General features: G+C 57.3%; 22 protein-coding genes. 6 read left to right on the top strand and 16 right to left on the bottom strand.

Annotation, left to right across the window (positions count from 1 at the left end; all coding sequences use genetic code 11):
• Nucleotides 1-43: 43 nt before the first annotated feature.
• Entirely contained in the window at nt 44-796 is a 753-nt protein-coding gene (gene nagB / locus B7444_RS05040; protein WP_007283169.1) for a glucosamine-6-phosphate deaminase, read from the top strand.
• 15 nt (nt 797-811) lie between these two features.
• Here the strand turns inward: nagB and B7444_RS05035 are convergent, their stop codons facing one another.
• Nucleotides 812-2557, bottom strand: a complete 1746-nt coding sequence (locus tag B7444_RS05035) for a glycoside hydrolase family 13 protein (RefSeq protein ID WP_007283168.1) — start codon at nt 2555-2557, stop codon at nt 812-814.
• Nucleotides 2558-2759: 202 nt separating this feature from the next.
• Between B7444_RS05035 and B7444_RS05030 the strand changes: the two genes are divergently transcribed.
• Both B7444_RS05030 and B7444_RS05025 read left to right on the top strand, forming a co-directional pair.
• Nucleotides 2760-3395, top strand: a complete 636-nt coding sequence (locus B7444_RS05030; protein WP_007283167.1) for a D-sedoheptulose 7-phosphate isomerase — start codon at nt 2760-2762, stop codon at nt 3393-3395.
• A gap of 134 nt (nt 3396-3529) precedes the next feature.
• Complete coding sequence (locus B7444_RS05025; protein ID WP_231502857.1) at nt 3530-4426, top strand: D-glycero-alpha-D-manno-heptose-1,7-bisphosphate 7-phosphatase; 897 nt, start codon at nt 3530-3532, stop codon at nt 4424-4426.
• Between the two features lie 5 nt (nt 4427-4431).
• On the opposite strand, the gene B7444_RS05020 is transcribed toward B7444_RS05025, so the two are convergent.
• From B7444_RS05020 to B7444_RS05015, 3 genes are all read right to left on the bottom strand, one after another.
• Nucleotides 4432-5337, bottom strand: a complete 906-nt coding sequence (locus B7444_RS05020; RefSeq protein WP_035729722.1) for an NAD-dependent epimerase/dehydratase family protein — start codon at nt 5335-5337, stop codon at nt 4432-4434.
• A 205-nt stretch (nt 5338-5542) separates the two neighbouring features.
• Nucleotides 5543-5710: a hypothetical protein gene (locus B7444_RS16735; RefSeq protein WP_007283164.1), complete on the bottom strand. Its 168-nt coding sequence runs from the start codon at nt 5708-5710 to the stop codon at nt 5543-5545.
• Between the two features lie 77 nt (nt 5711-5787).
• Nucleotides 5788-7347, bottom strand: coding sequence for a carbohydrate porin (locus tag B7444_RS05015; RefSeq protein WP_231502856.1), 1560 nt, complete (start codon nt 7345-7347; stop codon nt 5788-5790).
• 248 nt (nt 7348-7595) lie between these two features.
• Between B7444_RS05015 and flgH the strand changes: the two genes are divergently transcribed.
• On the top strand, nt 7596-8342 hold the full coding sequence (gene flgH / locus B7444_RS05010) for a flagellar basal body L-ring protein FlgH (RefSeq protein ID WP_007283161.1): 747 nt from the start codon (nt 7596-7598) through the stop codon (nt 8340-8342).
• Between the two features lie 60 nt (nt 8343-8402).
• Here flgH and B7444_RS05005 read toward each other — a convergent pair whose 3' ends face one another.
• The 9 genes from B7444_RS05005 to hrcA form a co-directional block, all read right to left on the bottom strand.
• The gene (locus B7444_RS05005; protein WP_007283160.1) at nt 8403-9650 is read right to left on the bottom strand and encodes a hypothetical protein; all 1248 of its coding nucleotides are present in this window, start codon (nt 9648-9650) and stop codon (nt 8403-8405) included.
• A gap of 3 nt (nt 9651-9653) precedes the next feature.
• Complete coding sequence (locus B7444_RS05000) at nt 9654-10088, bottom strand: ExbD/TolR family protein (protein ID WP_007283159.1); 435 nt, start codon at nt 10086-10088, stop codon at nt 9654-9656.
• Between the two features lie 72 nt (nt 10089-10160).
• On the bottom strand, nt 10161-10586 hold the full coding sequence (locus B7444_RS04995) for an ExbD/TolR family protein (RefSeq protein WP_007283157.1): 426 nt from the start codon (nt 10584-10586) through the stop codon (nt 10161-10163).
• A gap of 4 nt (nt 10587-10590) precedes the next feature.
• On the bottom strand, nt 10591-11664 hold the full coding sequence (locus tag B7444_RS04990) for a MotA/TolQ/ExbB proton channel family protein (protein ID WP_080600654.1): 1074 nt from the start codon (nt 11662-11664) through the stop codon (nt 10591-10593).
• 137 nt (nt 11665-11801) lie between these two features.
• On the bottom strand, nt 11802-12470 hold the full coding sequence (locus tag B7444_RS04985; protein WP_007283155.1) for an energy transducer TonB: 669 nt from the start codon (nt 12468-12470) through the stop codon (nt 11802-11804).
• 401 nt (nt 12471-12871) lie between these two features.
• Nucleotides 12872-14003 (bottom strand): peptide chain release factor 2 gene (gene prfB, locus B7444_RS04980; protein WP_146911274.1). Its coding sequence is split into 2 segments (ribosomal slippage): nt 12872-13933 and nt 13935-14003, totalling 1131 coding nucleotides; the frame shifts between segments, so codons are not numbered across the junction.
• A gap of 38 nt (nt 14004-14041) precedes the next feature.
• A complete protein-coding gene (locus B7444_RS04975; protein ID WP_007283153.1) occupies nt 14042-16672 on the bottom strand; it encodes a penicillin-binding protein 1A in 2631 nt (876 codons plus the stop codon).
• A 91-nt stretch (nt 16673-16763) separates the two neighbouring features.
• Entirely contained in the window at nt 16764-17648 is an 885-nt protein-coding gene (locus B7444_RS04970; protein WP_007283152.1) for an aldo/keto reductase, read from the bottom strand.
• Between the two features lie 62 nt (nt 17649-17710).
• Nucleotides 17711-18781, bottom strand: coding sequence for a heat-inducible transcriptional repressor HrcA (gene hrcA / locus B7444_RS04965; protein WP_007283151.1), 1071 nt, complete (start codon nt 18779-18781; stop codon nt 17711-17713).
• A gap of 83 nt (nt 18782-18864) precedes the next feature.
• Between hrcA and rph the strand changes: the two genes are divergently transcribed.
• Nucleotides 18865-19575, top strand: a complete 711-nt coding sequence (rph, locus tag B7444_RS04960) for a ribonuclease PH (RefSeq protein ID WP_007283150.1) — start codon at nt 18865-18867, stop codon at nt 19573-19575.
• Nucleotides 19575-20174, top strand: a complete 600-nt coding sequence (rdgB, locus tag B7444_RS04955; protein ID WP_007283149.1) for an RdgB/HAM1 family non-canonical purine NTP pyrophosphatase — start codon at nt 19575-19577, stop codon at nt 20172-20174. The genes rph and rdgB overlap by 1 nt, the downstream gene beginning before the upstream one ends.
• Before the next feature lie 8 nt (nt 20175-20182).
• Here rdgB and B7444_RS04950 read toward each other — a convergent pair whose 3' ends face one another.
• The 3 genes from B7444_RS04950 to B7444_RS04940 all read right to left on the bottom strand — a co-directional run bounded on the left by B7444_RS04950 (nt 20183) and on the right by B7444_RS04940 (nt 24281).
• Complete coding sequence (locus B7444_RS04950) at nt 20183-20644, bottom strand: hypothetical protein (protein ID WP_035729720.1); 462 nt, start codon at nt 20642-20644, stop codon at nt 20183-20185.
• 311 nt (nt 20645-20955) lie between these two features.
• Nucleotides 20956-22338: an amidohydrolase family protein gene (locus B7444_RS04945; protein WP_007283146.1), complete on the bottom strand. Its 1383-nt coding sequence runs from the start codon at nt 22336-22338 to the stop codon at nt 20956-20958.
• 104 nt (nt 22339-22442) lie between these two features.
• Nucleotides 22443-24281 (bottom strand): ABC transporter ATP-binding protein, encoded by a 1839-nt coding sequence (locus B7444_RS04940; protein ID WP_007283145.1) that lies wholly within the window; start codon nt 24279-24281, stop codon nt 22443-22445.
• Nucleotides 24282-24355 lie beyond the last annotated feature (74 nt).

Here is a 24355-nt window from a genome sequence, read left to right as displayed (position 1 = left end):
CAGAGAGCAGAACTTTCTGATACACAGGAAAACAGCAGGTCTCATGCAGGTTATTGTCACTCCGGATCCGGGTTCGGCCTTTCAGCAGGCCGCGTCCATCATTGCCGGAGAAATTCGTAGCAGCCCCTTCCCGGTTCTAGGGCTTGCCACAGGCCGGACCATGGAAGGGATCTACAGCCTTCTCGTTCAGGACCATTGTCAGAACGGGCTGGACTTTTCCGCTGTGACCTCTTTCAACCTTGACGAATATGTCGGATTGCCAGCCTCAAGTCCCCAGTCTTACCGGCACTACATGGACGAGCATCTTTTCGCCCACGTGAACATGCGCGCAGACCACGTTCATGTCCCTGATGGAGTGGCTGAAGATCTAGCTGCCGAGTGCCAAGCCTACGAACAGGCCATCCACGACGCAGGCGGAATTGGGCTCCAGCTCCTCGGAATTGGCGAGACAGGACATATCGGGTTCAACGAGCCGCCGTCCTCTTTCGACAGCAGAACTCGACAGGTCACCCTTCATTCCGTCACACGCCGCCAGAATGCAGGGATGTTCGGTGGCAACCCTGACAAAGTGCCCGAAAAAGCATTGACGATGGGGGTCGGTACCATTCTTGATGCGCGCCACCTGCTGCTGGTCGCCTGTGGAAGAGGCAAGGCAGATATTATTGCCCGCGCTTTGCTGGACCCGGTTACGCCTGATGTCAGCGCCTCCGCCATCAGGCTGCACCCACATTGCACCGTCATTCTGGATACCGCTGCGGCCAGAGTATGGCAGGAAAAATCAGCGCTGGTTTCATAATGGAGGCGTTTCCGGTCAAATATCTGCCGGAAGTGCCAACCGATAAACGCCGGCCTGCCAGGGCTTCAGATCTGGCAGGACATTTTCCACCGATGCAGACATATTATCCAGCAGCACTTCTGCAATTTTCAGCCCATGAGGCAGGATATAGTGCTCCGTTTCCCCGCACATATTGATCAGAACCAGAAACTGCTCATCCCCTAAAGTCCGTGTAAAGGCGATAACGGCAGGATGGTCTGGGTCAACGTCCTCAAACTCTCCGTAAATCAACGCCTTCTGGCTCGCGCGAAGCTGGATGAGTGTCCGATAATAATTCAGAATCGAATTAGGATCGGCGTCCTGCCGCTCGACATTAATATCCACATGATTGGGATTAACGCGGAACCACGGCAGGCCGGTCGTAAACCCCGCATTGTTTGAGCCATCCCACTGCATGGGGGTGCGGGCGTTATCCCGACTGATTCTCCGCAGGCTATGCAAGACCTCCTCAGCTGACATTTTCCCGATGCCAACCGTGTTGTTCCAGATGCCTTTTGCGTTGATGTCCTGAAAGTCCTCTATTCCGTCAAAATAAATATTGGTCATCCCGATTTCTTCACCCTGATAGATATAGGGCGTTCCCCGACGCATAATCAGCAGAGTTGCCAACGCCTTGGCAGACGGAGCATGCCCCTTAGGAGACGGGTCTCCAAACCAGGAGACGGAACGGGGGTTGTCATGATTTTCCAGAAAGGACGTCAGCCAGCCGTCTGGCCCTGACGATGTGTCTTCTCCCCGCAGGACTGCTTTCAGATCCTTGACTGTCCAGTCCTGCACCTGCCAGTCATGCCGTCCGAGACGAACAATTTCGAAATGGAATACCATCGTAAGTTCATTGCGAGCTTCCGAGACGAAAGCGGGTGTATTCTCGAAAGACACCCCAAAAGCTTCTCCAACTGTCAGCAGATCACGACCCGCCAGAACTTCGTGATACATGTCCTGAAGATAATCATGGATTTTTGGACCCGTGACATAAACATGCTCGAGACTTTCCATCTCGGCCAATGTCAGATCCCGCAAATCCGGAAGCTTCGAAATGAAGCAGATGGAATCCATTCGGAACCCTGACACACCCTTGTCAAGCCAGAAGCGCATCATGTCATACACTTCCTGTCTCACTCTGGGGTTTTCCCAGTTCAGGTCAGGCTGCTCCTTGGCAAAGTAATGCAGGTAGTACTGCCCGCTGGCTTCGTCTTTTTCCCAGGCGCCCCCACCGAAGATCGACAGGTAATTATTGGGTGGTCCATCATCACGCCCATCGCGCCAGATGTAGAAGTCACGATAAGGATTATCCGGGCCTGACCGGCTCTGGCGAAACCATTCATGCTGATCACTGGTATGATTGATGACCAGATCCACGATCAGCTTCATTCCCCGCTCGTGCAATCCTGCAACCAGACGGTCGAAATCCGCCATTGTTCCCTGAAGAGGGTCAATCGCCCTGTAGTCCCGGATGTCATAGCCATTATCGACATTTGGCGTGTCATAGTGCGGTGCCAGCCAGATGACCTGCACACCCAGGGATTTCAGATAATCCAGGCGATCTATCAAACCAGGAAGATCGCCTATGCCATCACCGTTACTGTCACTGAAAGAGCGCGTGTACACCTGATAAACGACCGCTTCTTTCCACCATCGTGCCTTCTGGGGCGTGTCAGTTTCACTCACCTTCAGGGCTGTCAGGGAGCTGATCGAAGGATTTTCGGAAGGATGCAGCGACATTGAGACCATCTCCTGACGGATAGACCTGTTCAACGTACTGCACAGAACAACTGTTCCAATCTTTAGCGTGAAAGATAAAGGCTTCGTTTGTGAGGCTTTGCTTGACAGATGCGCCCTAAAACCCTCTGTCTCTCATCCTAAGGGGGCTCGAAAAGAGCTTACACACATTCTTTTGACCAGACCTGCGGAGTTTCCATTCCTGATGTCCACATTCCAGACATCCGACCTGCTGAACAGCCTTCCAGCCTCCGAGCGGGACTATCTGCAGGATTATCTCCGCCAGTCTGCCGAAACCATGCTCGCCTTCTCCCAGCATGAAGCCTGCGCTGACATGATGGCCGGAATTGCCCTGACCATCACTTCAGCACTGGAAAAAGACGGAAAACTTCTGGTGGCTGGTAACGGTGGCAGTGCCGCAGATGCCCAGCATATTGCCGGCGAATTTACTGCCCGCCTGATGTATGACCGTCGCCCGTTGGCCGCTATCGCGCTGACCACGGATACATCCGGATTGACGGCTATAGGCAATGATTATGGGTTCGACCATGTCTTTTCCCGGCAGGTGCTTGCACTGGGACGGAAAGGAGACATTTTTCTGGGCATCACGACCTCAGGCCGCTCCCCAAATATCGTACAGGCGCTCAAGGCCGCCCGTGCCCAGAACGTCACAACAGTCGTGTTCACCGGAGAAAACTGCGGTGAACTGCCAGATGCCGATTTCGTCCTGCGTGTTCCGTCTACATGGACGCCATTGATCCAGCAGATGCATATCGCAGCGGCGCATATTGTCTGTGCCCTCGTAGAACGCGCTTTGTGCCCTCAAACACCAGACGTATGATCACTGGCGTCCCGCATTGCGTTCTGCTTTTTCCTGACCCTGAAAATGTACTGCGCACTCATGCGGGGCACTCTTTTCTCTTTCGCGTTCTCAGGGACTATCAGCGCTTTGGCATAACCAATGTGACGCTTCTCATGGCGAAGGAAACGGCAGACTTTCTGGCGCCCCTCTGTGACAAGCTTCCCCTTCAAGGCACTCTGAAAACATACACTCTTTCGGCCCTCACGGCCGGAGCACTGCAACAGCTTGCTCCCCTGCTTTCAGAGACGTTTTTTCTGGCACGAGGAGACCGTCTGTGTGACGGCGCTGTCTTTCCGCTGCTCCCACTGATGAACGGACATCTGGAGGCGCCACGAAGTGTTGCAGGCACGCACGACACGCCCGCCTTGACGCTCCTAACCAGACAGATGCTGGAGTCTATTCCTGCCTCAGAATCCCTGACGGACCTGCTCAACAAACACTGCCAGACCACATCCATAGACTCCCCGGTTCTGACACCCGACACCCTTCCCCTCTCCACCTACCCATTGCACCGGCCTGCGGTCTTTCTGGATCGGGATGGAGTCCTGAATTACGATCATGGTTACATTGGTACGCAGAACCGGTTCGAATGGATTACCGGAACCTTCTCTGCTCTACGTCGCATTGCCCGCAGCGGACGACATATCTTCATCGTGACCAACCAGTCCGGCGTGGCGCGTGGATATTACAGTGAAGAAGACGTCAAAAACCTGATGGGCTGGGCCATTGCCACCATCCGGTCAGAAGGAGCGACGGTAGATGACTGGCGCTGCTGCCCCTTTCACCCCACAGCACCGCTTGAGCAATACCGGCAAAACAGTGAATGGCGAAAACCAGCTCCGGGCATGATCCAGGATCTGCTGATTAAATGGGACCTTCGCCCTGCCGACTGCTTCCTGATTGGCGACCAGAAAACCGATCTTCAGGCCGCCGAAGCAGCCGGCATGGCGGCCTATCAGGTCACACCTGAAAAGACCCTCTTCGACTGGACGATGGATCTCCTCCCCTGATTCCGTCAGGACCGGATACGCCAGCGCCAGTCATTCAGCACTTCCTCAAGCGTATTGTTCCACGAGATCTGAGGCGCCCATCCAAGGAGGTGTTGCGCTTCCCGCGGATCACCCTGCATGTTTTGCAGACCTGAAGGCGCAAGGTGCGCCGGATCAAGCCGGATTTCCGCCTTCATATCCGCCAGAGCCATCAGGTCATTCAGAATAGAACCGGTTGTCCGTGTCTGACCGCTACAGATATTCAGAACTGTGCCATCGGCCGGAGCCTGCGGAAGCTTCAGGGCATCAATATACGCGTCACAGGCATCCCGGACATTCAGAATGTCATAACCAGCATCCGGATGACCAAGGGTAATCTCATCCTGCTGGTGCGCTTCGACCCGTGCGACCTGAGCAGCCAGGAATGGGAGAATGGCATTCGCGTCCTGCCCACTCCCTGCCTGCGTAAAGGGACGCATCCGGACAGCATGCAGCCCTTCCTTTGCCAACATTCCTACCGCCATGTCGGCCGCAGCCTTGCTGGCAGCATAGGAATTCAGAGGAGCAACAGTTGCTGTCTCATCCAGAGGTTTGTCTTCCGAAAAAGATGCTCCGTAGATTTCAGCGGAGGACACAAAAACAAAGCGGATATGCCGCGCATGGCGCTGGAATGTTTCCGCAAGGTTCATCGTACCATCCAGATTAACCTGCCAGGCGCGTCGGGTGTCCTGACTGGCCTCCAGAACAGATGAAACGGCTGCCAGATGAATGCAGGCTTCTGGCCGAGTATCCTGAACGACGCGCTCTACTGCCTCGCGATCCAGAATATCCATTTGTCCTTCAATCAGCACATGATCCGGAAGGCGCTCTTTCAGCCGTGTTTTCAGGTGTGTTCCGACAAACCCATGCCCACCCGTGAGAAGAATACGCATGACTGCTCTCATCCCCGTCCGGAGAGGAAATCAAACACGCTACAGGGAAGCAAAGAGAGAGCTTTCGGAACGGACGGCATGGGTCATTCTCCTCTGCGGGCGACCAGGAGACAGCAAAAAAGGGGCACGGCCGTTCCGCCATACCCCTGTTTTCGACCACATTCCGCAAATGGGCAAGAGACGAGCTCCTGCCCAACGAGAGGTCTTAGTTCCCCAGTGTCCGATCAACCGAACGACCCGCCCGCTCGATCGGGCCTTTCGGCGGATCCACCGTATCACGCACCTTCTCACCAAATGTCCGGTGATGCTCACAGGCCGTCAGCGTGACACAGGACACGGAAAGGGCAAGAAGAAGCAGAATTGATTTACGCACGTAGACAGTCCTCCGAAGAGCGGATTGAAGCCCCAGAAACGGACCGAACGGCTCTCGGTTCCCTTCCCGTAACAGATTCAGAAGATCTCGATGTGGCTTTTGAAACCCATCATGACCGCATCGCGCAGATTCACCTGACCGTTAGGATTATGATAATACTGGATATCTGGCTCGAACGTCACAGCCCGGCCTAATGCGAAGGTATAGTTCAGTTCCGCGACTTCCTGATGCGTCTGCAAACCTGTTGCCCGATATGGAAGTTTCTTTCCGGCTGCCAGCAAAATCCTCTCGGTCCTCTGAACACCCTTCGCGATGTGAACGTAAGACACGGCCAGCCCGATCGTATCCGCCGGGCGGCCTGCCCAGAATCCTTTCCAGGTCGCACCCAGATAAATCTGACGGTCCCTTAACGCGGTCCGGGGTTCATTGAGAACGACGCCTCCCATCAGCGTCACGCCGCCCTGCGGGTTGATCCTTGAGTCTTTGATGCGTTGATCCATCATCAACCATGTGGACCACGACCCGCTATGGCGCGCTGCGGAATACCCACTATCCGCATATGGATTTCCGAGCGTATCGAGAAAGTTCTCGGATCGCGCCATTGTCTCGACGGCCACACCTAATTTGTAGTGTCCCGGGTAAGCCAGTTCTCCCGAAGGACGTCGGAATGTAGGCTGCCAGCCAATTTCTACCGGAAAGATCTGGCCGACTATATTCGCGCCATTCAGCCGAAACCCCGTTCTATGCTGCGCAGTTGCATAGATGCCCTCTTCGGCAAAATAGACGCCTGTTTCTACATACACATCCCGGCGCCATGGTCTCCCACGCACCCGCAATGCCCAAACGGAAGCCGGATAGGAGCTGTAATAAGCGCTATCGGAAGCTCCTTTCGGACGACCACAGAAACTGTTGTTCACAAAGGTGCAGAAGACGGAACCTGATGCGAAATCCGAGAGCTGGGACATGCGTCCTGCAGCGATGGCCAGTCGGTTCTGAAACAGATGCTGCTCGCCATACGCCATGACGAGATGGACGACCACGTTTCCACCGCCGCCGTAGGTCTCCTGACTATGGGCCAACCAGTCTCCGAACATCCGATTGGCGGTCGTGCCATAACGTCCGATGAAAATGACGTGGGTCGCAAAGCCTTGCAGATGTGCCAGGCGATTCCAGTCCGTTACGACATTGAGGGCATACTGACCCGCATTGGATGCGCCCTGTTTGTAACCATAACCTGGGGTAGGCGATGTTACAGCACCCATCATCTCGTTCATGTTGTCGAACTGCATGAGGGTGCCATGCCGTCTCAGCCAACCATGAGAATCGTTCAGGAAAGGGAAAAGAGAGGGAGGAGCAGACAGATTTCCTGCCAGATCTTCGTAGGCCGAAGCTTTGGGTAAAAGTTCGGCCGCCCCAGCAGAAAGCGGGGCCGGATCAGTTTCCCCGGTTGTTTGATCCGAGGCCGTCCGGCCTTCGGGGCCAGGAGGATCCGAAGGCGTTTCAGCGAAAGCAGAGTGAGCCAGCAATGAGAGAGCAGCGGCAGAAAATAAGCCCCGCATTAACCCACCAGCCATGAGCAGGCCGATTTTTTCAACATGGTTCTTTACGCGCCCACATACCAATATCTCACCGCTCAAAAACAGATGTCCTCCAATTAGAACCTTCTGCAGTCCTGTTTTATGCATGCCAGAAAGCCCCTTGCCATCCCGGAAAGGGTATCCTTTTTCTCAGAGATGGTCCGTAAGGCACCAAATACGGATATTTTCATTTCTGTAAACTGGAGAAACCCGCGCCTAACAGGCTGAAACCTTCCCGAAGTTAACCCGTTTTTTACGAAGCATGTGTTTGGGTCTTCCTACCAAGAACAGACGGAATCACCCCATACATGTTGCTTTCATTTCGTCATGCTGTGCGCTGTCTGGGACTTCTGGGGCTCATGCCAGCCCTCTCCGCCTGTAACTCTCTGGCTCAGCTTTCAGAAGCGGGCCGCCCGCCCCGCATGACATCCATCAGTGACCCTACTCTGGCCGCAAGCTATCGTCCTGTAACGATGCCCATGCCTCCATTGCGTGCCCCCCCACCAGAAGCCTCCAGCCTCTGGCGGAGCGGGAGCCGGGCTTTCTTCAAGGACCAGAGAGCCTCTCAGGTCGGGGATCTGGTGACAATTATTGTAGACATCACGGACAATGCTGCTTTCAACAATGGCACCACGGCCAACAGAGCAGCTGACGAAAAATTCGGAATTCCCAATCTGTTCGGTATCAAAGGGAAGATCATAAGTGCTGTGACGGGAGCAGACAGCCTGAGCACAGCCAGCAGCAGCGATAGCAGTGCCACGGGAAAGATCATCCGGAATGAGACTGTTACCTTGCGCCTTGCAGGGACCATCACACAGGTTCTGCCAAATGGAAACTTCGTGGTGATGGGCAAGCAGGAAGTACGGGTGAATAGTGAACTGCGTGAGCTTGGCGTCAGTGGCATTGTAAGGCCACAGGACATTACTGCCGATAATACCGTGACCCATGACCGCATGGCGGAAGCGCGGATCTCCTATGGAGGACGTGGCACCATTACCCAGATCCAGACACCCCGCTATGGGCAACAGGTTATGGATTCAATTCTGCCCTTCTGAACAAAAAAAGCGCCGGGATTACTCCCAGCGCTTTTCTTGAAACGGCAATACCGATTCCTGTCAGTGTGCAGCAGGGCGAGACAGGAGAAGCGCCCAGAGTTCAGCAACATCCTTGGCCGGACCATTGCCGGAAACAGCCTCAAACGTTTTGATAGCTTCGGCCTTCTGTCCAGCATCCATCTGCGCCATGCCGTACTCAACCTGTGCAAGATCCGGATAACGCGGGTTCTTGCCTAGGCCGGTCTTCATCAGGGCAAGACCCTGATCCGCCTGACCGTTGAGAACGAGATTGTAACCGGTCGTCAGCGCCGGCCCAGCGGTCGAGGCCGTCGGTGCAGCAGCAGCAGCCTGTGCAAGCTGTGCACGATCAGCCGCAGCACGCTGCGCAACGAAAGCATGGAACTTGGCGTCGGCAGCAGCCGTCGGACCATTTCCAAGAGACTTGTTGGCGTAGCCCTGATTCAGGAGGTTCAGCGCCAGCTGGGACAGGCCCATCTGCACAGCGCGTTCACCCATATCCTGATAATCAGACGGATCTTTCAGGACGCCCGTCGCAAGACGAAGACGCTCAACATAGAACACCAGCGGAGGCGAAAGATTCGGATTGGCAACCAGGTCGTGGATCAGAACCGCCCAGTAGTCCGGCTTGGAATAATACTTCGCCAGAAGAACATACGCATGCGTCTTGGCATCCGCATCCTTCAGGTTCGTATAGGCTGTGGCGAGCATCTGGAGCTGGTTCTCGGCCGGTACCTTACCTGCCTTGATGGTGGCATCCACCTGCTCCTGAGCAGCCTTGGCTGTCCCCTTCCAGTCACCCTGAAGATAGTAGCACTGGATCAGCATGGTCTGCATGCGAGGATCAGGACCATGCTCACGCAGGTAGCGCTCGGTTGGCGGGATGGCATCAGCGTATTTCTTGGCGCTGTATGCCATCGTCGCCTGTGCCATCAGCATCTGGCCTTTGGCAGCCTTCGGCGTACGTGAGCTATTGATGAGAACATCATATGCTTTTGTTGCCGCGTCCACATTACCGGACTGGGCGGCAACCGCTGCACGCATCTGGGCAATCGTATAGGACTCGTAATCCGTCTTGCCCTTGACCGCATCTGCAGCGTCCACCGCAGCCATGGCCTTATCGTAGCTCTTCGAAGCAAGAGCACTCTGCGCCTGCTGAAGATCCTTGCCGACAGCTTGACCCAGCACATCATCTGCGTGGGCAGCAGGCCCGGCAATGAGAGCGGTACCAATAGCGCCAGCCAGCAGAAGGGAGCGGGCGCTCAGACGGCGGTTAAGGGACAAAAACACGAATTACTGTCCTTCCATGAACTGATCCAGACCAACGATACCCAGCTTGGTCACACCGAGACGCTGCGCGTCAGCCATGACATGGGCAACCGTTTTGTAATCTGAAAGACGGTCAGGATGAATGTGGACTTCAGGCTGGTCCCCTTCTGCAGCTGCGGCTTCAAAATGGGCCTGCAGAGCTGCTTCCGATGTAACCGGCTCGCTGTTCCAGGAAATGCTGTTGTCATAGCCAATACTGACTGTAACCAGCTTAGGCTGCTCGGTCGATGGCGGAGGATTGCCCTGAGGCAAATCGATTGCCACCGAATGAGTCTGCAGCGGAATGGTGATGATCAGCATGATCAGCAGCACCAGCATCACGTCGATCAACGGCGTGGTGTTGATATCGACGATACCTTCGTCTTCGTGCGTGCTGTCAGATCCGACGCTCATGCCCATGACGGCGGTTCTCCAAAAGGGTGACGTGAAAGAGAGTGCCGGTCCGTTTCCAACAAACGGACCGGCTGCCCCTCAGTTCGAGTGGGGCTGCTCTGTGATGAAGTCCACATGAGCAATGCCAGCTTCCTGAGCCGTAGCGACCACCTGGCCGACTGCCAGATACTTGGCCGCTCCGTCACCGCGGATCTGAACCTGCGGCTGGGGCTTCTGCTTCGCCACCTCAACGAGGCGGTTCAGCAGTTCGTCATGTGTCTTGACCGGCGTCGTGTTCCAGAAAACCTGGCCATTTGCGGTCACAGCCAGAACAACGTTTCCTGGCTTGGTCTGTGTCGGTTGATTGGCATCAACCGGCAGCTTGACCTTAACGGTATGTGTGGCAACCGGGATGGTGATCAAAAAGATGATCAGCAGCACCAGCATGACGTCGACGAGGGGAGTGGTGTTGATTGCCGACACCACTTCGTCGTCACCGCCGCCTCCTCCGACGTTCATTCCCATAGTATCAGACCCGCTGGCTGGTTGTGATGGTGGTCGGCGTGTGATCTTCCGGAGCAACACCGTGACGGAAGCCACCGATCAGGACGGACTGGACGTCAGCAGCAAAGTTGCGGACACGGTCCATGGCACCCTTGTTGCGGCGAACGAGCAGGTTGTAGCCCAGCACGGCCGGAACAGCGGTTGCAAGACCGATAGCCGTCATGATGAGGGACTCACCAACCGGGCCGGCAACCTTGTCGATGGAAGCCTGACCGGCAATGCCGATGGCTGTCAGAGCGTGGTAAATACCCCAGACCGTACCGAACAGACCAACGAACGGGGACGTGGAGCCAACCGTACCAAGGAAGGCCAGGCCACCCTGAAGGCGCGTGTTAATGGTGTCGACAGAGCGCCCGATGGACATTTCGGTCCAGGAGTGCAGGTCAATCGCATCGCGCATGGAGCCTTCATGGTGCTCGGCAGCAACGATACCGGTCTCGGCAATATAGCGGAACGGAGAAGACGCCTTCAGGGACGCAGCGCCCTGCTGAACGGACGGCTTGGTCCAGAATTCCTTGGCAGCTTCCTTGGAGGCGGCAAAGACGCGGCCCTGTTCCAGGAACTTCATGACCATGATGATCCAGGTACCAGCGGACATGATCACCATGATGATGAGAACGCCACGTGCGATCACGTCACCATTGGCCCAGAGGGCGCCAAGGCCATAAGGGTTGCCCTGCGGAGCAGGAGCTTCCGGAGCAGCAGAGGCGCTTTCACCCGGCGTAGCTGCAGCAGCAGGCGTCTGGTCAGCAGGAGCAGCAGGTGCCGGAGCAGCCTGATCGCCTGGAGCAGCAGCCGGAGCGCCAGCATCGTTCGGTGCGGAAGCAGCCGGAGCAGCAGACGGGTCGGAGGACGGAGCCGGCGGCGTAGCCGACGGGTCAGCCGGGGCGCTCTGATCAGCCGGTGCAGGCTGAGCGAAAGCAATAGCCGGAGCGATCGCACCCGAGGCCAGGGCCAGCGTCAGGGCCATGGCGCTGGCCCGGACGGCGCGCGCCTTCGTCGGAACGGCAAGAGCAGGAAGGCGGAACAGTCTGGTCATGAACTCCATATCCTCGTTAGAGATGCCCGTTTTCGGAGCTGTCTGGGGTGCCGGCCATATGGGGACCGGCCCTTTCCTGAGCCTGTCCGGACCATCTGGTCTGGACAGGCAATCTTATTGGACTACTGGCTGACGGATCACTCGTCGCCCATCGTAAAGTCAACGTGCAGAATGTGGTGATGCTCGGTTACCGGAGCGCCGTTAACGACGGCGGGCTGGTACCGGGCCCGACGAAGGAAGTCGAGCGCACTTTCCACAAACTCGTGACCACCCGTTGAACTGACGATCGAACAGTTTGCCGTGTGACCGTTTGGAAGAATATCGCAGGACGCCGTAACTCTACCTTCACGGTTTTCTTCCTGTGCTTCTTCCGGATACTCCGGCTTTGCACCGTTGATCGGCGACGCACCGGCCGTGTGATCTGGAACTGCCGGAGCTGGCGGACCCTGCGGAGGAGCCGGTACTGGCTCAGGTGCAGGCGTCGGGCTCGGCGGAACCGGATGCGGCGGCTTCGTATGTGTCACGCGTTGCACTGCCTTTGGTGGCGGCGGAACGCTGATCTTCGGCGGCGGAATATACGGCGGCGGCGGCTGCTCCATCTGCGGCGGTGGCGGCGGCGGAGGTGGCGGAGGCGGCTTGGGCTGCTCCTTGATCACTTCCGTCTTGATGGGCGGCTTTTCGTGGACGAGTTTGCCCACAGCACCGCTCATGAGCGCATAGATTACCGCGCCCATAGCCAGCACGGCCACGACGATCGCGACAATATAGTCCGTCGGCTTGCGCTGCTGTGCGGCGTAGCTCTTCATGTCGTAACCTTCTTACCCCTCACTGACACCGACAATCGATCCACACCTTGAGGGTGCGAAATCCCGATCTTGTGTTTTGCATCGAGTTCCCTCACCTCACGGACGTGTGATTCGTCGCATGTCGTGAGAACATACCCGATATGCTGATTATCGGCAGCCTTCGGGCCATGGTGTCAAGCTGATTATTGCCTGTCCCGAAACGAAAAATTCTCATCTTTCGATCGTTTGGCGTCAATAAATACGCGGGAGGGTGCAGAAAAGTACACTTTTCCGCTTCTTTTCTGCCCTGAAAAAATCAAATTCCCCAGGGGATGTAACAGAATTATAACAAAAAGGCTGGAGCAGCGTATTAATTACGCCACGCCAGCCTTTCGGTTTCGTTTTAATGCGTCTGAGCGCCCTTACTGGGCTGACGCACTTGCTTCGGAGCGTGTCGCACCCACTCTCTGAGCCAGAGAAGCCGACATGAAGTCGTCCAGGGCACCATCGAGAACGGCGTCCGGATTGCCCTTCTCCACCCCTGTCCGCAGATCCTTGACCAGCTGATACGGTGCAAGGACGTAGGAGCGAATCTGATGCCCCCAGCCGATGTCCGTCTTGGCGGCTTCGGTCTGGGCAGCAGCCGCTTCCCGCTTCTGAAGCTCGGCCTCGTACATCCGGGCTTTCAGCATCTCCATCGCCTTGGCACGGTTACGGTGCTGGGAACGATCAGTCTGACAGGCCACCACAATCCCGGTGGGAATATGGGTAATACGGATAGCCGAGTCGGTCTTGTTCACGTGCTGACCACCCGCGCCAGAGGCACGGAAGGTATCGACACGCAGATCCGAATCGTTGATCTCTACCTCGATGGAGTCATCCACTACCGGGTAAACCCAGACAGACGCGAATGACGTCTGACGACGGGCTGCAGCATCGAACGGTGAGATCCGCACGAGGCGATGCACGCCGGCTTCCGTCTTCATCCAGCCATAAGCGTTATGGCCGCTGATCTGGATGGTTGCGGACTTGATGCCTGCCTGTTCGCCTTCACTGCTTTCAATGAAAGTGACCTTGTAGCCGTGCTGTTCAGCCCAGCGGGTGTACATGCGCAGGATCATTTCTGCCCAGTCCTGGGCTTCCGTTCCACCTGCGCCAGCGTTTACTTCGACGTAGCAGTCATTGGAATCTGCTTCGCCGGAGAGCAGGCTTTCAATTTCGCGCTTCTGCACTTCTGCCGCCAACCCGCGAAGGGTTGTGAGGGCTTCCTGCACCAGATCCGTGTCGTTCTCCATTTCGGCGAGTTCGACAAGTTCCAGAGTGCCTTCGACATCCTGTTCAATCTGCTGGACACCCTCGATCTGATTGGCAAGCGTTGTCCGCTCGCGCATCAGCTTCTGGGCAGCATCAGCATCATTCCACAGGTCTGGGTCTTCCGCGCGGTGGTTCAGTTCCGCGAGGCGTGTTGTGGCGACATCCCAGTTAAAGATGCCTCCTCAGCAGTGCCACCGACTGCTTGATCTGTTCGGAGAGCGCTTCGGTCTCGGCCGACATAATAATTCCTCCATTCTATCGAGGTGATTTGGCTGCACTCAGTACAGCCCACCTACACCAATGTCACCATCAGATGGCGCAGGTTTCTGAGCCTGCGCCTTGGGATTAGACGTTGGGCCAGTGGTCTGCGGACCAGCATCGCCCATATCGCTTTCAGAATCGGAAATCGCAGCATCGGCGCCTGTATCGGCAGCCGTAAGGGCTTCCGTACCGGCACCGAAGCCATGAAGAGCCACCGAAGCGCCCGGAACCTGATCTGCCTTGAACCCGTCCGTCGCATTGATACGGCCAGTGTTATAGGACGCCAGAGTAATGTCCGCCGGCACCCGGAAGTCGAGCCTGGGTCGATTGGCCAGGGCGACTTTCATGATCTTGTTCCAGATCGGGCCAGCAATACGGCCACCATCCGCGTTTTTGCCGAGCGTCTGCGGCGTATCGAAGCCAATCCAGACGACAGTCACGATATCCGGCGAGAAACCAGCAAACCACGCATCATGGAAGTCCTGGCTGGTGCCGGTCTTGCCGGCAATCGGCCGATCTATGCCTACGCCCGCCATACGGCCTGTACCGTGGGCAATCACGTCCTGAAGCATGGCCGTGATCTGATAGGCGCTGGCTTCGCTCGCCAGCACAGGACGCGTATCGGTCAGCGCGGGAACAGTGATGCTTCCCGGAACGGGCTGTGCAGGCTGAGTGGGAGCAGGCTGGGCTGGCGCAGGCTGTGCATTCGTCGCAGCTGGCACAATCGTAGGAGTTGCAGGATCAACCGGCGGAGCGGGAGGTGCCTGCAGGGTTGTTGCCAATGTCAGGCCCGGAGCGCGCCAGACAACATTTCCGAGACGGTCCTGAATATCGTCAACCAGCGTGGGGGTAACGACATGACCACCATCGGCGATGCTGGCATAGGCGGCCGCTTCCTTGAGCACCGTCGTTTCGACCGCGCCCAGAGCAGCGGGGAGCACATGCGGCATCTGATCCACGAGACCAGCTTTGATGGCCGTATCCGCAACAGCCTTCATACCCAGATGGGCGGCGACGCGGATTGTCACGAGGTTGCGGCTCTCACGTAGCGCGTCATGAAGGGTCGTGGGGCCCCAGTTATCGTGCTCGTAGTTCTTTGGATGCCAGTCTCCATAGGAAACCGGGGAGTCATCGAACTTTTCGGATGGGGAAATTCCCTGCTCCATGGCCGTCAGATAGACGAATGGCTTGAAAGACGACCCCGGCTGACGCAGCGCCTGCGTTGCACGGTTGAACTGGCTTTCATGGAAGGACCAGCCTCCTACCAGCGCCAGAACGCGCCCTGTCCGGACGTCCATCGTCACGACGGCGCCTTCAACCTGCGGAATCTGGCACAAGGCAGCGGAGCCGCTTTCCTGCGGTTCGATCATGATGACATCACCCGCACGCAACGGATGCATCCGTCTGGCCCATGACAGGTCCGTGGCCAGAAGCGGGCCGGTCTTTGAAACACCCTCCTCAATCCAGCCGACTTTGGACCCACCCGGCAAGACAACGCCCAGACGCCACTCACGAAGCATTCCGGCCGGCGGGGAAAGCCTGTTCAGGCTGTCTTCCCACCCTTCCGCGTCAATTCCATCCAGATGACGCACCGGGCCGCGCCAGCCGCCGCGGCTCCTGTCGTAATTCATCAGCCCTTCATGCAGCAGCTTCGTTGCCGACACCTGAAGCGGCTGGTCCAGACTTGTATGAACTTCAAGGCCGCCCTGAAGGGCCTTGTCCTCACCATACTGACCGATCAGCTGGCGGCGGACTTCCGCCCCAAACCATTCGGAGTCCTGGAGCGGACCGAAACGCTGCTTCTGCTGCGGAACCAGGGGCTCTTTCTTGTCCTGCTCCGCCTGTTCGCGGCTGATGACGCCATTGTCGGCCATCAGGTCCAGAACGATGTTCCGACGCATCAGAGCCGTCTGCGGGTGCAGGAACGGATTGTAATTCGTCGGGGACTTTGGAAGAGCCGCCAGAGACGCGGCTTCCGCATCATCAAGCTGGTCGAGCGGTTTGTTGAAATAGGTCTGGGCGGCTGCGGCAACACCGAAGGCGCCGTTCCCCAGATAAATGCCGTTCAGGTAGATTTCGAGAATCTTATCCTTGGACAGGACCTGCTCTATCTTCATCGCCAGCAGGGCTTCCTTGATCTTGCGATCAATGGTCAGGACGTTGCTGTTGAGCAGCATGACCTTGGCGACCTGCTGTGTAATGGTGGAGGCACCAAGCGGGCGACGTCCGTGACGGGCGAACACGTCCGTCATGCCGGCGCGGGCAATCGCCATCACGTCCACGCCACCATGGGTGTAGAAGTTATGGTCTTCCGTGGACAGGAAAGCGCGCTTTACCTTGTCAGGAATGGCGTCAATCGGGACAAAAATCCGTCGCTCGTTGGCAAGCTGGGCCATGAGCCGTTCGTCGGACGCATAGATCCGGCTGACGGTTGGGGGCTGGTAGGCCCGCAGGCTGTCCACGCTCGGCAGATCAGCCACGAGTTTGGCGTATGTGGTCCAGCCGAGCACACCCACACCCGCAATGCCAACCAGGCTAACGCCGGCAACAATCGCAAGAGACTGGCGGAAACGACGGAAACGTGGCCCACGGGGCATACTGGCCCTGGGGTCCTGCGGATTACGGGAACGAATGGAACGGCGCGTCATGAAAACTGCATAGCACTGAAACGAGCCGTTCGTCGCCCCCGCTGAAAAGGGTCATTTTGTGACAGTTTTCAGCGGCTCTTGATCGTTATGGTCAGGCTGCGGATTTCTGCCAGACGTCCTGCCCTTGCCGATCAAGCACGGCAAACTCTTCGTCATTGAGTTTCAGTGAAGCCGCACGAACGTTCGAGGCCAGATGCGCCCTGCTTCCTGTGCCCGGGATAGGCAGAATGACGGGCGAACGCTTCAGAAGCCATGCAAGGGCGATCTGTCCGGCGTCTGCACGATGTCGATGGGCGATCTTGTCCATATCCGTACCGGGTTTGGCGAGTTCCCCGGCGGCCAGAGGTGCCCACGGGATGAACCCGATGTTTTCCTTGGTGCAGAAATCCAGCACGTCTTCGGACTTGCGATCCACAAGATTGAAACGATTCTGGACGGTGGAGACCGGGAAGTATTTCTGCGCGAGCTTGATGTCCTTCACGCTCACTTCCGACAGGCCTACATGTCGGATCAGACCCTCTTCGCGAAATTTGGCAATCGCCTCGAACTGCTTTTCTGCCGGACAATCCGGGCCGATACGATGAAGCTGCCAGAGATCTATGCGCTCCACGCCCAGTCGTCGCATGGACATGAGAATGCACTGCCGCAGATAGTCCGGGTTGCCGACAGGTTTCCATATATCCGGGCCATGTCGGGTCAGACCACCTTTCGTGGCAATGACCATCTTCTTGTAGGGATACAGCACTTCGCGAATCAGATTTTCCGAAACGGACGGACCATAGGAATCTGCCGTGTCGATGAAATCGACACCGAATTTTGGAAGACTTTCGAGGGTCTGAATCACTTCCTCGTGGTCTGGTGGTTCGTCCCAGATGCCCTTGCCGGTGATGCGCATGGCACCAAATCCGAGGCGATGCACCTTGAGGTCACCACCAATGAGGAACGTACCGGACTTCTTTGCGTCAATCGTAGCCATGGACTCTTTCCTTTCCGACGGACGCGGGATTCAACAGCGAAAATGCGGAAGGGTTGCAGTCACTATCCCAGCAGGCGTCCGACCATCCGGGCCGTGTAATCCACGACAGGCACGATCCGTCCGTAATTGAGGCGTGTCGGCCCGATGACGCCGATGGCACCTACGATCTTCTGGGCTTCGTTCCGCGCGGGAGCCACGATCATGGAAACGCCGGACATGCCGAACATCCCGCTCTCGCTGCCGATATAGATCCGCACACCTTCCGAGGCGTCTGCGAGTTGCAGGAGCTGAAGCATGGTTTCCTGCGTTTCCAGATGATCGAACAACATCCGGATGGTTGTCAGGCGCTCGATTTCGGTAATGTCTGCCAGAAGCTTGCCCTGTCCGCGCACGAACAGAGTGCCACCATCCGCATCCCATGTAGCAAGGCCGCTCTCAATCACGCTGGCGGTCAGAGCATCCAGTTCGTGGCGGTTGGCCTCCATTTCCCTGCTGACCCTCTCTTTAAGCGTTCCGAGTGTCAGGTCTCCGAGATGGGCGTTCAGATAGTTTCCCGCTTCAACGAGGGCGGAATGAGGAAGGCCGGGCGGTGTTTCGATGATCCGGTTTTCCACCTGACCGTCAGAACTCACGAGCACGACCAGAACGCGACCCGGACCGAGAGCAACGAACTCGATATGCTTGAGTGTGGCATCAGACTTGGGTGCCAATACCAGACCAGCGGCTGAAGACAGGCCAGACAGCATGGAGGACGCTTCCGCCAGCGTCTCCTGATAGGAGCGCCCGTGGATTTCCAGTCGGCTATCGATGCTGGCGCGGTCTTCTTCGGTCAGGGCACCGAACTGAAGAAGACCCTCCACGAAGAGTTTGACGCCCTTCTCCGTCGGCAGACGGCCCGCGGATACGTGGGGACTGAAGAGCAGTCCAGCCCGGGCAAGATCTGCCATGACGTTACGGATCGTCGCGGGAGACAGAGCCAGATTGAGGCGCTGTGCCAGCGTTCGGCTGCCGATCGGTTCGCCTGTTTCGACATATTCCTCGACGATTTCCCGCAGGATCGCAGCTTCCCTGTCTCCAAGCCCGGAAGGAAAGGAGTTCGACATGCGGAAGAAGGAAGGGTCAGATCTCATCATGGTAAAACTGTATGTCGGGGCTGGAAGCGTTCTCGTCAAACGCGGTAGAGGCAGGACTCGCTTCTAAGAGAGGATTTTTTCGCATGACAAAGCGTCCGTCTGGCCGCGCCAGCGACGAAGGTCGCCCCGTATCCATCGAGCCAGGCTTCGCCCGCCATGCGGAAGGGTCTGCGCTGATCCGGGTTGGTGGAACGGAAGTGCTTTGCACGGCGTCGATCGAGAACAAGGTGCCGCCTTTCCTGCGCAACAAGGGACAGGGCTGGATCAATGCCGAATATGGCATGCTGCCCCGCGCTACGCATCAGCGCGGACACCGGGAAGCGTCCAAGGGCAAGCAGTCAGGCCGCACGCAGGAAATCCAGCGGCTGATCGCCCGTTCCCTGCGCCCCTGCGTCAATCTGAAGAAACTGGGCGAACGGACTATCACGCTGGATTGCGATGTCCTGAATGCTGATGGCGGCACGCGATGTGCATCCATTACCGGCGCGTGGGTGGCGCTTTCCCTGGCGCTGCGAAAAGCCAAGCTGTCTTCGGTTGTGACAGCGCAGGTCGCTGCTGTGTCCTGTGGTCTGACGACAGCGGGAGCCGTGCTGGATCTGGATTACATTGAAGACAGCGCCGCACAAGCCGACACGAATTTTGTTCTGACGGCAGAGGGTGGCATCGTGGAAATTCAGGGAACGGCAGAGACCTCTCCCTTTCAGGACCATGATTTCCTTGAACTGCTCCGCCTGGCCCGACTTGGCACAGCCAAGCTGTTCGAAGCTCAGAATGCTGCACTGGAGACCCTGTGATGCGTCGTCTGTCCCGTGGATCAAAAATCGTTCTTGCCAGCCACAATGCCGGGAAGCTGCGTGAATTCTCTACCCTGCTGGCAGAAAGCGGCATCACGGTCGTTTCTGCAGGGGAACTGAACCTTCCTGAACCGGAAGAAACAGCCGATACATTCGTCGGCAACTCCGAGATCAAGGCTCTGGCTGCAGCCCGCGCATCCGGACTACCGGCCCTGGCCGATGATTCCGGCTTCTGCGTTTCAGCGTTGGGTGGCCAGCCCGGCGTCTACTCAGCACGCTGGGGCGGCCCGACGAAAGACATGACCATCGCCATGGAGCGCGTACATCGGGAGAGGGGTGATACGACCGACCATGCGGCATCCTTTGTCGCTGCACTGTGTCTCGCCTGGCCTGATGGAGAAACACATTCCATCGTGGGCGAATGCCATGGTCAAACGGTCTGGCCGCCTCGCGGGGAACATGGCCATGGTTATGATCCCATGTTCGTACCGGAAGGCGAGACACGGACTTTTGCCGAGATGGGTGAGAGCGAGAAGAACGCGCTCAGCCATCGCGGCCGTGCTTTCGCACTCTTCCTGAAGGACTGTGTGGAAAGCTGAAACGTCTCCTACACCGCAGGAGGTTGTTGTGGCTCTTCATGGGGCCACAGACGATATGGGCCCGTTGAACATACTTCCATGGACAGTATGCCCGCCGTACTGTTGGGGGAACAGTCGAACTCCAGCAGGGCGCGCCCACTGGTCCATCGCGACAGAGACCCTTCCCGAGGGCCCCACCCTTTTCCGGGGACCGATGTCAGATGAGAGGTGAGACGGTGGGCACCAAATTGATCATAAAAGGTGATGTCCCCTATCAGCACCCCACGCTCTCCAAACGGGCTGAAGTGGCTGTTTTGTCGGGACACGATCCAGAGGTGGTGTGGAATCTCGGGAAGCATGAACAGGGCGTGATGCCCCTGCCAGCGTGCGGCACGGATCAGAGCTCCATCTTCCAGAAGAAGGTGAAGATCAGGGTCAGATATGAGGTAGTCGAGAGAAGGCATGCGCTTTTTTCCAGCCAGATGAGACATGGCTTTTTCCTGCGGTCGAGTGCGCAATTCTCAGACCGGTGACAGTTCTGTTGCAGGCGAGAGGCAAGACTTTCCAAAGAAAAGGCCATAAATTTCAGCCAGTTTTCGCCTCTTGCCTATTCCGCCAGAAATACGCTGCTCCCACAGCGGAAGCAGCCGCAACAGATATAGGCAGAACAGCGCTATCGGGAAAGACGACTTTATAACGATACTTATCGAAAATTCATGATTTTTTCTGCCTGATCGTGATTTCTGATAATACGCAGAACATCCGATGCTTCGCAGATTAATGACATCATGGAACGACCCGATTAGTTATCAGAGTGCAGCACGGGTCCGTGACTTACCAAAACACCACGTTGCCAGACCTGATCCACCTGATCAATGTCAGCGATGGTCTGATCCGGCGCTCCCCGGACGACCAGCATATCCGCACGACGACCAGGCTGTATGACGCCGCGATCATCCAGTTCCAGAAGGTCTGCTGCATTCCCCGTGGCCAGATGAATGGCCTCAAGAGGGGTCAGACCGGCTTCGACGGTCAGGGCCAGTTCACGGTGCTCGGCAAACCCGGGAAGGCGCGTGGGAGCAGCCCCGGAATCCGTACCGAAACCGATTTTCACGCCAGCCCGGTAAAGAGCAAGCAGGTTCTTCTGGTTCATGGCAACAGCCTTGTGGGACGCTGCCGTCAAAGGGTTGGCCACCGTTTTCTGACGCCACTCGACATTGGAGAGTTGAGCCCTGAGAACCGGATCAATCGCAGCGGCAACAAAGGGGACATTGAGCAGATCGGGGTGCTCGGCGAAAAGATAGTTCGCTTCATCCAGATCCAGTGTCGCGATGTACCAGACACCCCGCGCTTTCATGGCCGTTATAAGCGCCTGATCGACCGACTGGTCCCGTACGCCATGCGCCAGGATATTAGCCCCAGCATCAACAACGGCTTTGGCGATATCGAGATCATGGATATGCACAGCCACACGGGTGTTGTGCTCATGGGCCTCATCAATGACCGCGCGATAGATATCTGGCGACATTTTGGGAAGGGTCTTGCCATTCGGGACGCCGTTCCGGAAATCATCCACCCACAGCTTCACCAGATCCGTATGTTCCGCGATCATACGGTCCACGTCCTGACGGGCCTCCTGCGGGGTCGAAGGGCGATAGACCTGATCGGGCCCGAGACCTTTGACCATGGCGGCGGGAGGCGCGCCATCCGGAACGCCAATTCCCTGATCCACGCCGAACAGGTCAGCGCCAGGATTTTTTCCTGCGTGCTGCTCCTTCCGTAGATCGTCAAAGAGAGGGGAACGGTTCAGGCCCAGGGACGTCACGGTCAGGACACCATAATCGCTGTACTGTTTCAGGGCTGCGAGAATGTTATCACGGGTATAGTTATCACTACCCCCGGATGTTCCTTTGATGATTCCGACATGACTGTGATCGCTGATGAGGGCGGGCAGAAGCGTTTTGCCACTCAGATCGACATGCTCTGCTTCAGCCGGAGCCGGAATGCCGACGGACACGATCCGCCCGTCATTAATGACGACCGTGACGTTCTCCCGGACTGGATCGCCCGTTCCGTCAATCAGACGGGCATGATCGAAGGCCACGGGTTCGGCCTGTGCCGGGAGCGCCAGAAATGTGGCGGGCGTGGCCAGAAGCAGTCCGGCAAAGACGGAACGAAGTGTCATGACGTATTTCCCTCAGCAGCAGTCAGGCTGAGGGGAAACGTTCTGTCATGCAAGAAAGACGCTGACACTCTCGGAGATGTGAGGGCGTAGACGGGAGCGGAACTTCAGCCTTCGAGCGACTGAAGCTCGAACAGGCGGCGATAAATGCCCCCGTCTTTTGCCACGAGTTCGGCATGGGTGCCGTCTTCCTTCAGTTCGCCACGGCTGAACACCAGGATCCGGTCCAGTTCCATGACGGTTGAAAGACGATGCGCCACGACGATGACGGTCCGGTTCTTCATGAGGCGGCGCATGGCCTCCTGCACGAGAGATTCCGATTCCGAATCAAGGCTGGAGGTCGCTTCATCGAAAATCAGGATCGGCGCATCAGCGAGGAACGCACGGGCGATGGCGACGCGCTGACGTTCACCGCCAGATAGCTTCACGCCGCGCTCACCGACCATCGTATTGTAGCCTTCCGGCAAACGTTCAATGAAAGCCGCCGCATTGGCCTGACGGGCTGCTTCCTTGATCTCCTCCAGAGACGCGCCGGGCCGGGCATAGGCAATATTTTCTGCGAGCGTTCGGTGAAACAGGACCGGCTCCTGCGGCACGATGGCGATGTGAGACCGCAGGGAAGACTGCGTGACCTGTGCAATATCCTGCCCATCCACCGTGATGCGCCCGCTGTTCACGTCATACAGGCGCTGAAGGAGTTTGGTCAGAGTGGTCTTGCCTGATCCGCTGGGCCCGACAAGGGCCACGCGTGAGCCAGGTGCAATATCAATGTTGAGATCCTGATAAAGCGGCTTTTCCTGCCCCGGATACTGGAAGGTGACGTGTTCGAAGTGGATCTCACCCTGTGTGAACCGGGCCTTTTCCGCATCGGGCGCGTCCTGAATGGCGGAATCACGCCGGAAAATGGCAATCAGTTCTTCCATCTCGTTGACGGAACGCTGCACCTGACTGACCTGCTGCCCCAGATCACGCAGATAGCCCTGCACGAGGAACATCATGGTCAGCACATAGGCCACATCACCCGGACCGGCCTTGCCCTGCCACCAGAGCATGACGGCCAGACCGATCATGAGCATCCGCATCACGAGAGACGCCAGCGCCTGAATGTTCGCGCTGTTGGTTCCTCTCAGCCATGTGCGGAGCGTGCGCTCCCGCCAGCCCTGAACGATGGTATCCAGCCGCTTCTCTTCGCGCAGTTCCGCACCGAAGGCTTTGACGACCGGATTACAGGTTACGGAATCCGCAATGGAAGCCCCCATCTTGGTGTCCCATTCGTTCGAAGCCCGGGCACTGGGCGCAACGTAACGGAGCGTCAGGGTAATAGAGAGCCATGCGAACAGAACGACGGACACCGCCAGAACGGAGCCCATGAGAGGCGAGCGGAACATGAGAACGGCCGTTGTACCGCCGAGAACCATGACTTCCGGGCCGATCATCAGCAGAAGCGTGTCGTCCAGCGTATCAATCGCCCACATGCCACGGGTCAGCCGACGCACTGTTGAACCGGCAAAGGTGTTGGCGTGCCAGTCTGTGGAGAACCGCTGCACCCGCTCGAAGGCCTGATTGAGCACCTTGTGCATGATCGCAAGCGTGAGGTGCGAAATACCGACGAAAGAGGAGCGACGCCCATATAGGCCGATCAGGCCCAAAGCGATTAAGCCACCCACCATCAGGAAGGCATCGTTGCGCAGGCTCAGAAGCTCATCGGTTTTGGGAATGGTCGGCCCGGCAGCGTGTTTGGAAATATCCGAGACGAGGCGACCCGCCAGAATCGGTGTGACAACATCGGCCAGTGTAGCGAGCGCCACACCGGACAGTGTCCAGGCCAGCAAGGCCGGATGCGCCAGCCAGCGGCGGCAGACAAAGGACAGGACTTCTGTAAAGGAAACGTCAATTTTCCGGCCTTCCTGTTTCTGGCCGGTAAGGTGCGTAGAAGTATCGGACACGAAGAGCTCCGCCGTCTCGTCCCTCAAGGACAACGGCCTGATGGCATGAAATTTTCAGATGTTTGGCGTATCTT

The organism is Gluconobacter thailandicus F149-1 = NBRC 100600 (assembly GCF_000964465.1).
Taxonomy (GTDB): domain Bacteria; phylum Pseudomonadota; class Alphaproteobacteria; order Acetobacterales; family Acetobacteraceae; genus Gluconobacter; species Gluconobacter thailandicus.
This window is presented reverse-complemented; position numbering and strand designations above follow the sequence as displayed.

Coding starts and splice junctions, on each gene's coding strand:
- B7444_RS05030 (WP_007283167.1), top strand. CDS start 2,760: ATGTCCACATTCCAGACATCCGACCTGCTGAACAGCCTTCCAGCCTCC.
- B7444_RS04985 (WP_007283155.1), bottom strand. CDS start 12,470: ATGAAGAGCTACGCCGCACAGCAGCGCAAGCCGACGGACTATATTGTC.
- B7444_RS05025 (WP_231502857.1), top strand. CDS start 3,530: ATGGCGAAGGAAACGGCAGACTTTCTGGCGCCCCTCTGTGACAAGCTT.
- nagB (WP_007283169.1), top strand. CDS start 44: ATGCAGGTTATTGTCACTCCGGATCCGGGTTCGGCCTTTCAGCAGGCC.
- flgH (WP_007283161.1), top strand. CDS start 7,596: ATGTTGCTTTCATTTCGTCATGCTGTGCGCTGTCTGGGACTTCTGGGG.
- B7444_RS05020 (WP_035729722.1), bottom strand. CDS start 5,337: ATGCGTATTCTTCTCACGGGTGGGCATGGGTTTGTCGGAACACACCTG.
- B7444_RS04945 (WP_007283146.1), bottom strand. CDS start 22,338: ATGACACTTCGTTCCGTCTTTGCCGGACTGCTTCTGGCCACGCCCGCC.
- B7444_RS04970 (WP_007283152.1), bottom strand. CDS start 17,648: ATGGCTACGATTGACGCAAAGAAGTCCGGTACGTTCCTCATTGGTGGT.
- B7444_RS05000 (WP_007283159.1), bottom strand. CDS start 10,088: ATGGGCATGAGCGTCGGATCTGACAGCACGCACGAAGACGAAGGTATC.
- B7444_RS04995 (WP_007283157.1), bottom strand. CDS start 10,586: ATGGGAATGAACGTCGGAGGAGGCGGCGGTGACGACGAAGTGGTGTCG.
- rph (WP_007283150.1), top strand. CDS start 18,865: ATGACAAAGCGTCCGTCTGGCCGCGCCAGCGACGAAGGTCGCCCCGTA.
- rdgB (WP_007283149.1), top strand. CDS start 19,575: ATGCGTCGTCTGTCCCGTGGATCAAAAATCGTTCTTGCCAGCCACAAT.
- B7444_RS04990 (WP_080600654.1), bottom strand. CDS start 11,664: ATGACCAGACTGTTCCGCCTTCCTGCTCTTGCCGTTCCGACGAAGGCG.
- B7444_RS04975 (WP_007283153.1), bottom strand. CDS start 16,672: ATGACGCGCCGTTCCATTCGTTCCCGTAATCCGCAGGACCCCAGGGCC.
- B7444_RS04950 (WP_035729720.1), bottom strand. CDS start 20,644: ATGTCTCATCTGGCTGGAAAAAAGCGCATGCCTTCTCTCGACTACCTC.
- hrcA (WP_007283151.1), bottom strand. CDS start 18,781: ATGATGAGATCTGACCCTTCCTTCTTCCGCATGTCGAACTCCTTTCCT.
- B7444_RS05035 (WP_007283168.1), bottom strand. CDS start 2,557: ATGTCGCTGCATCCTTCCGAAAATCCTTCGATCAGCTCCCTGACAGCC.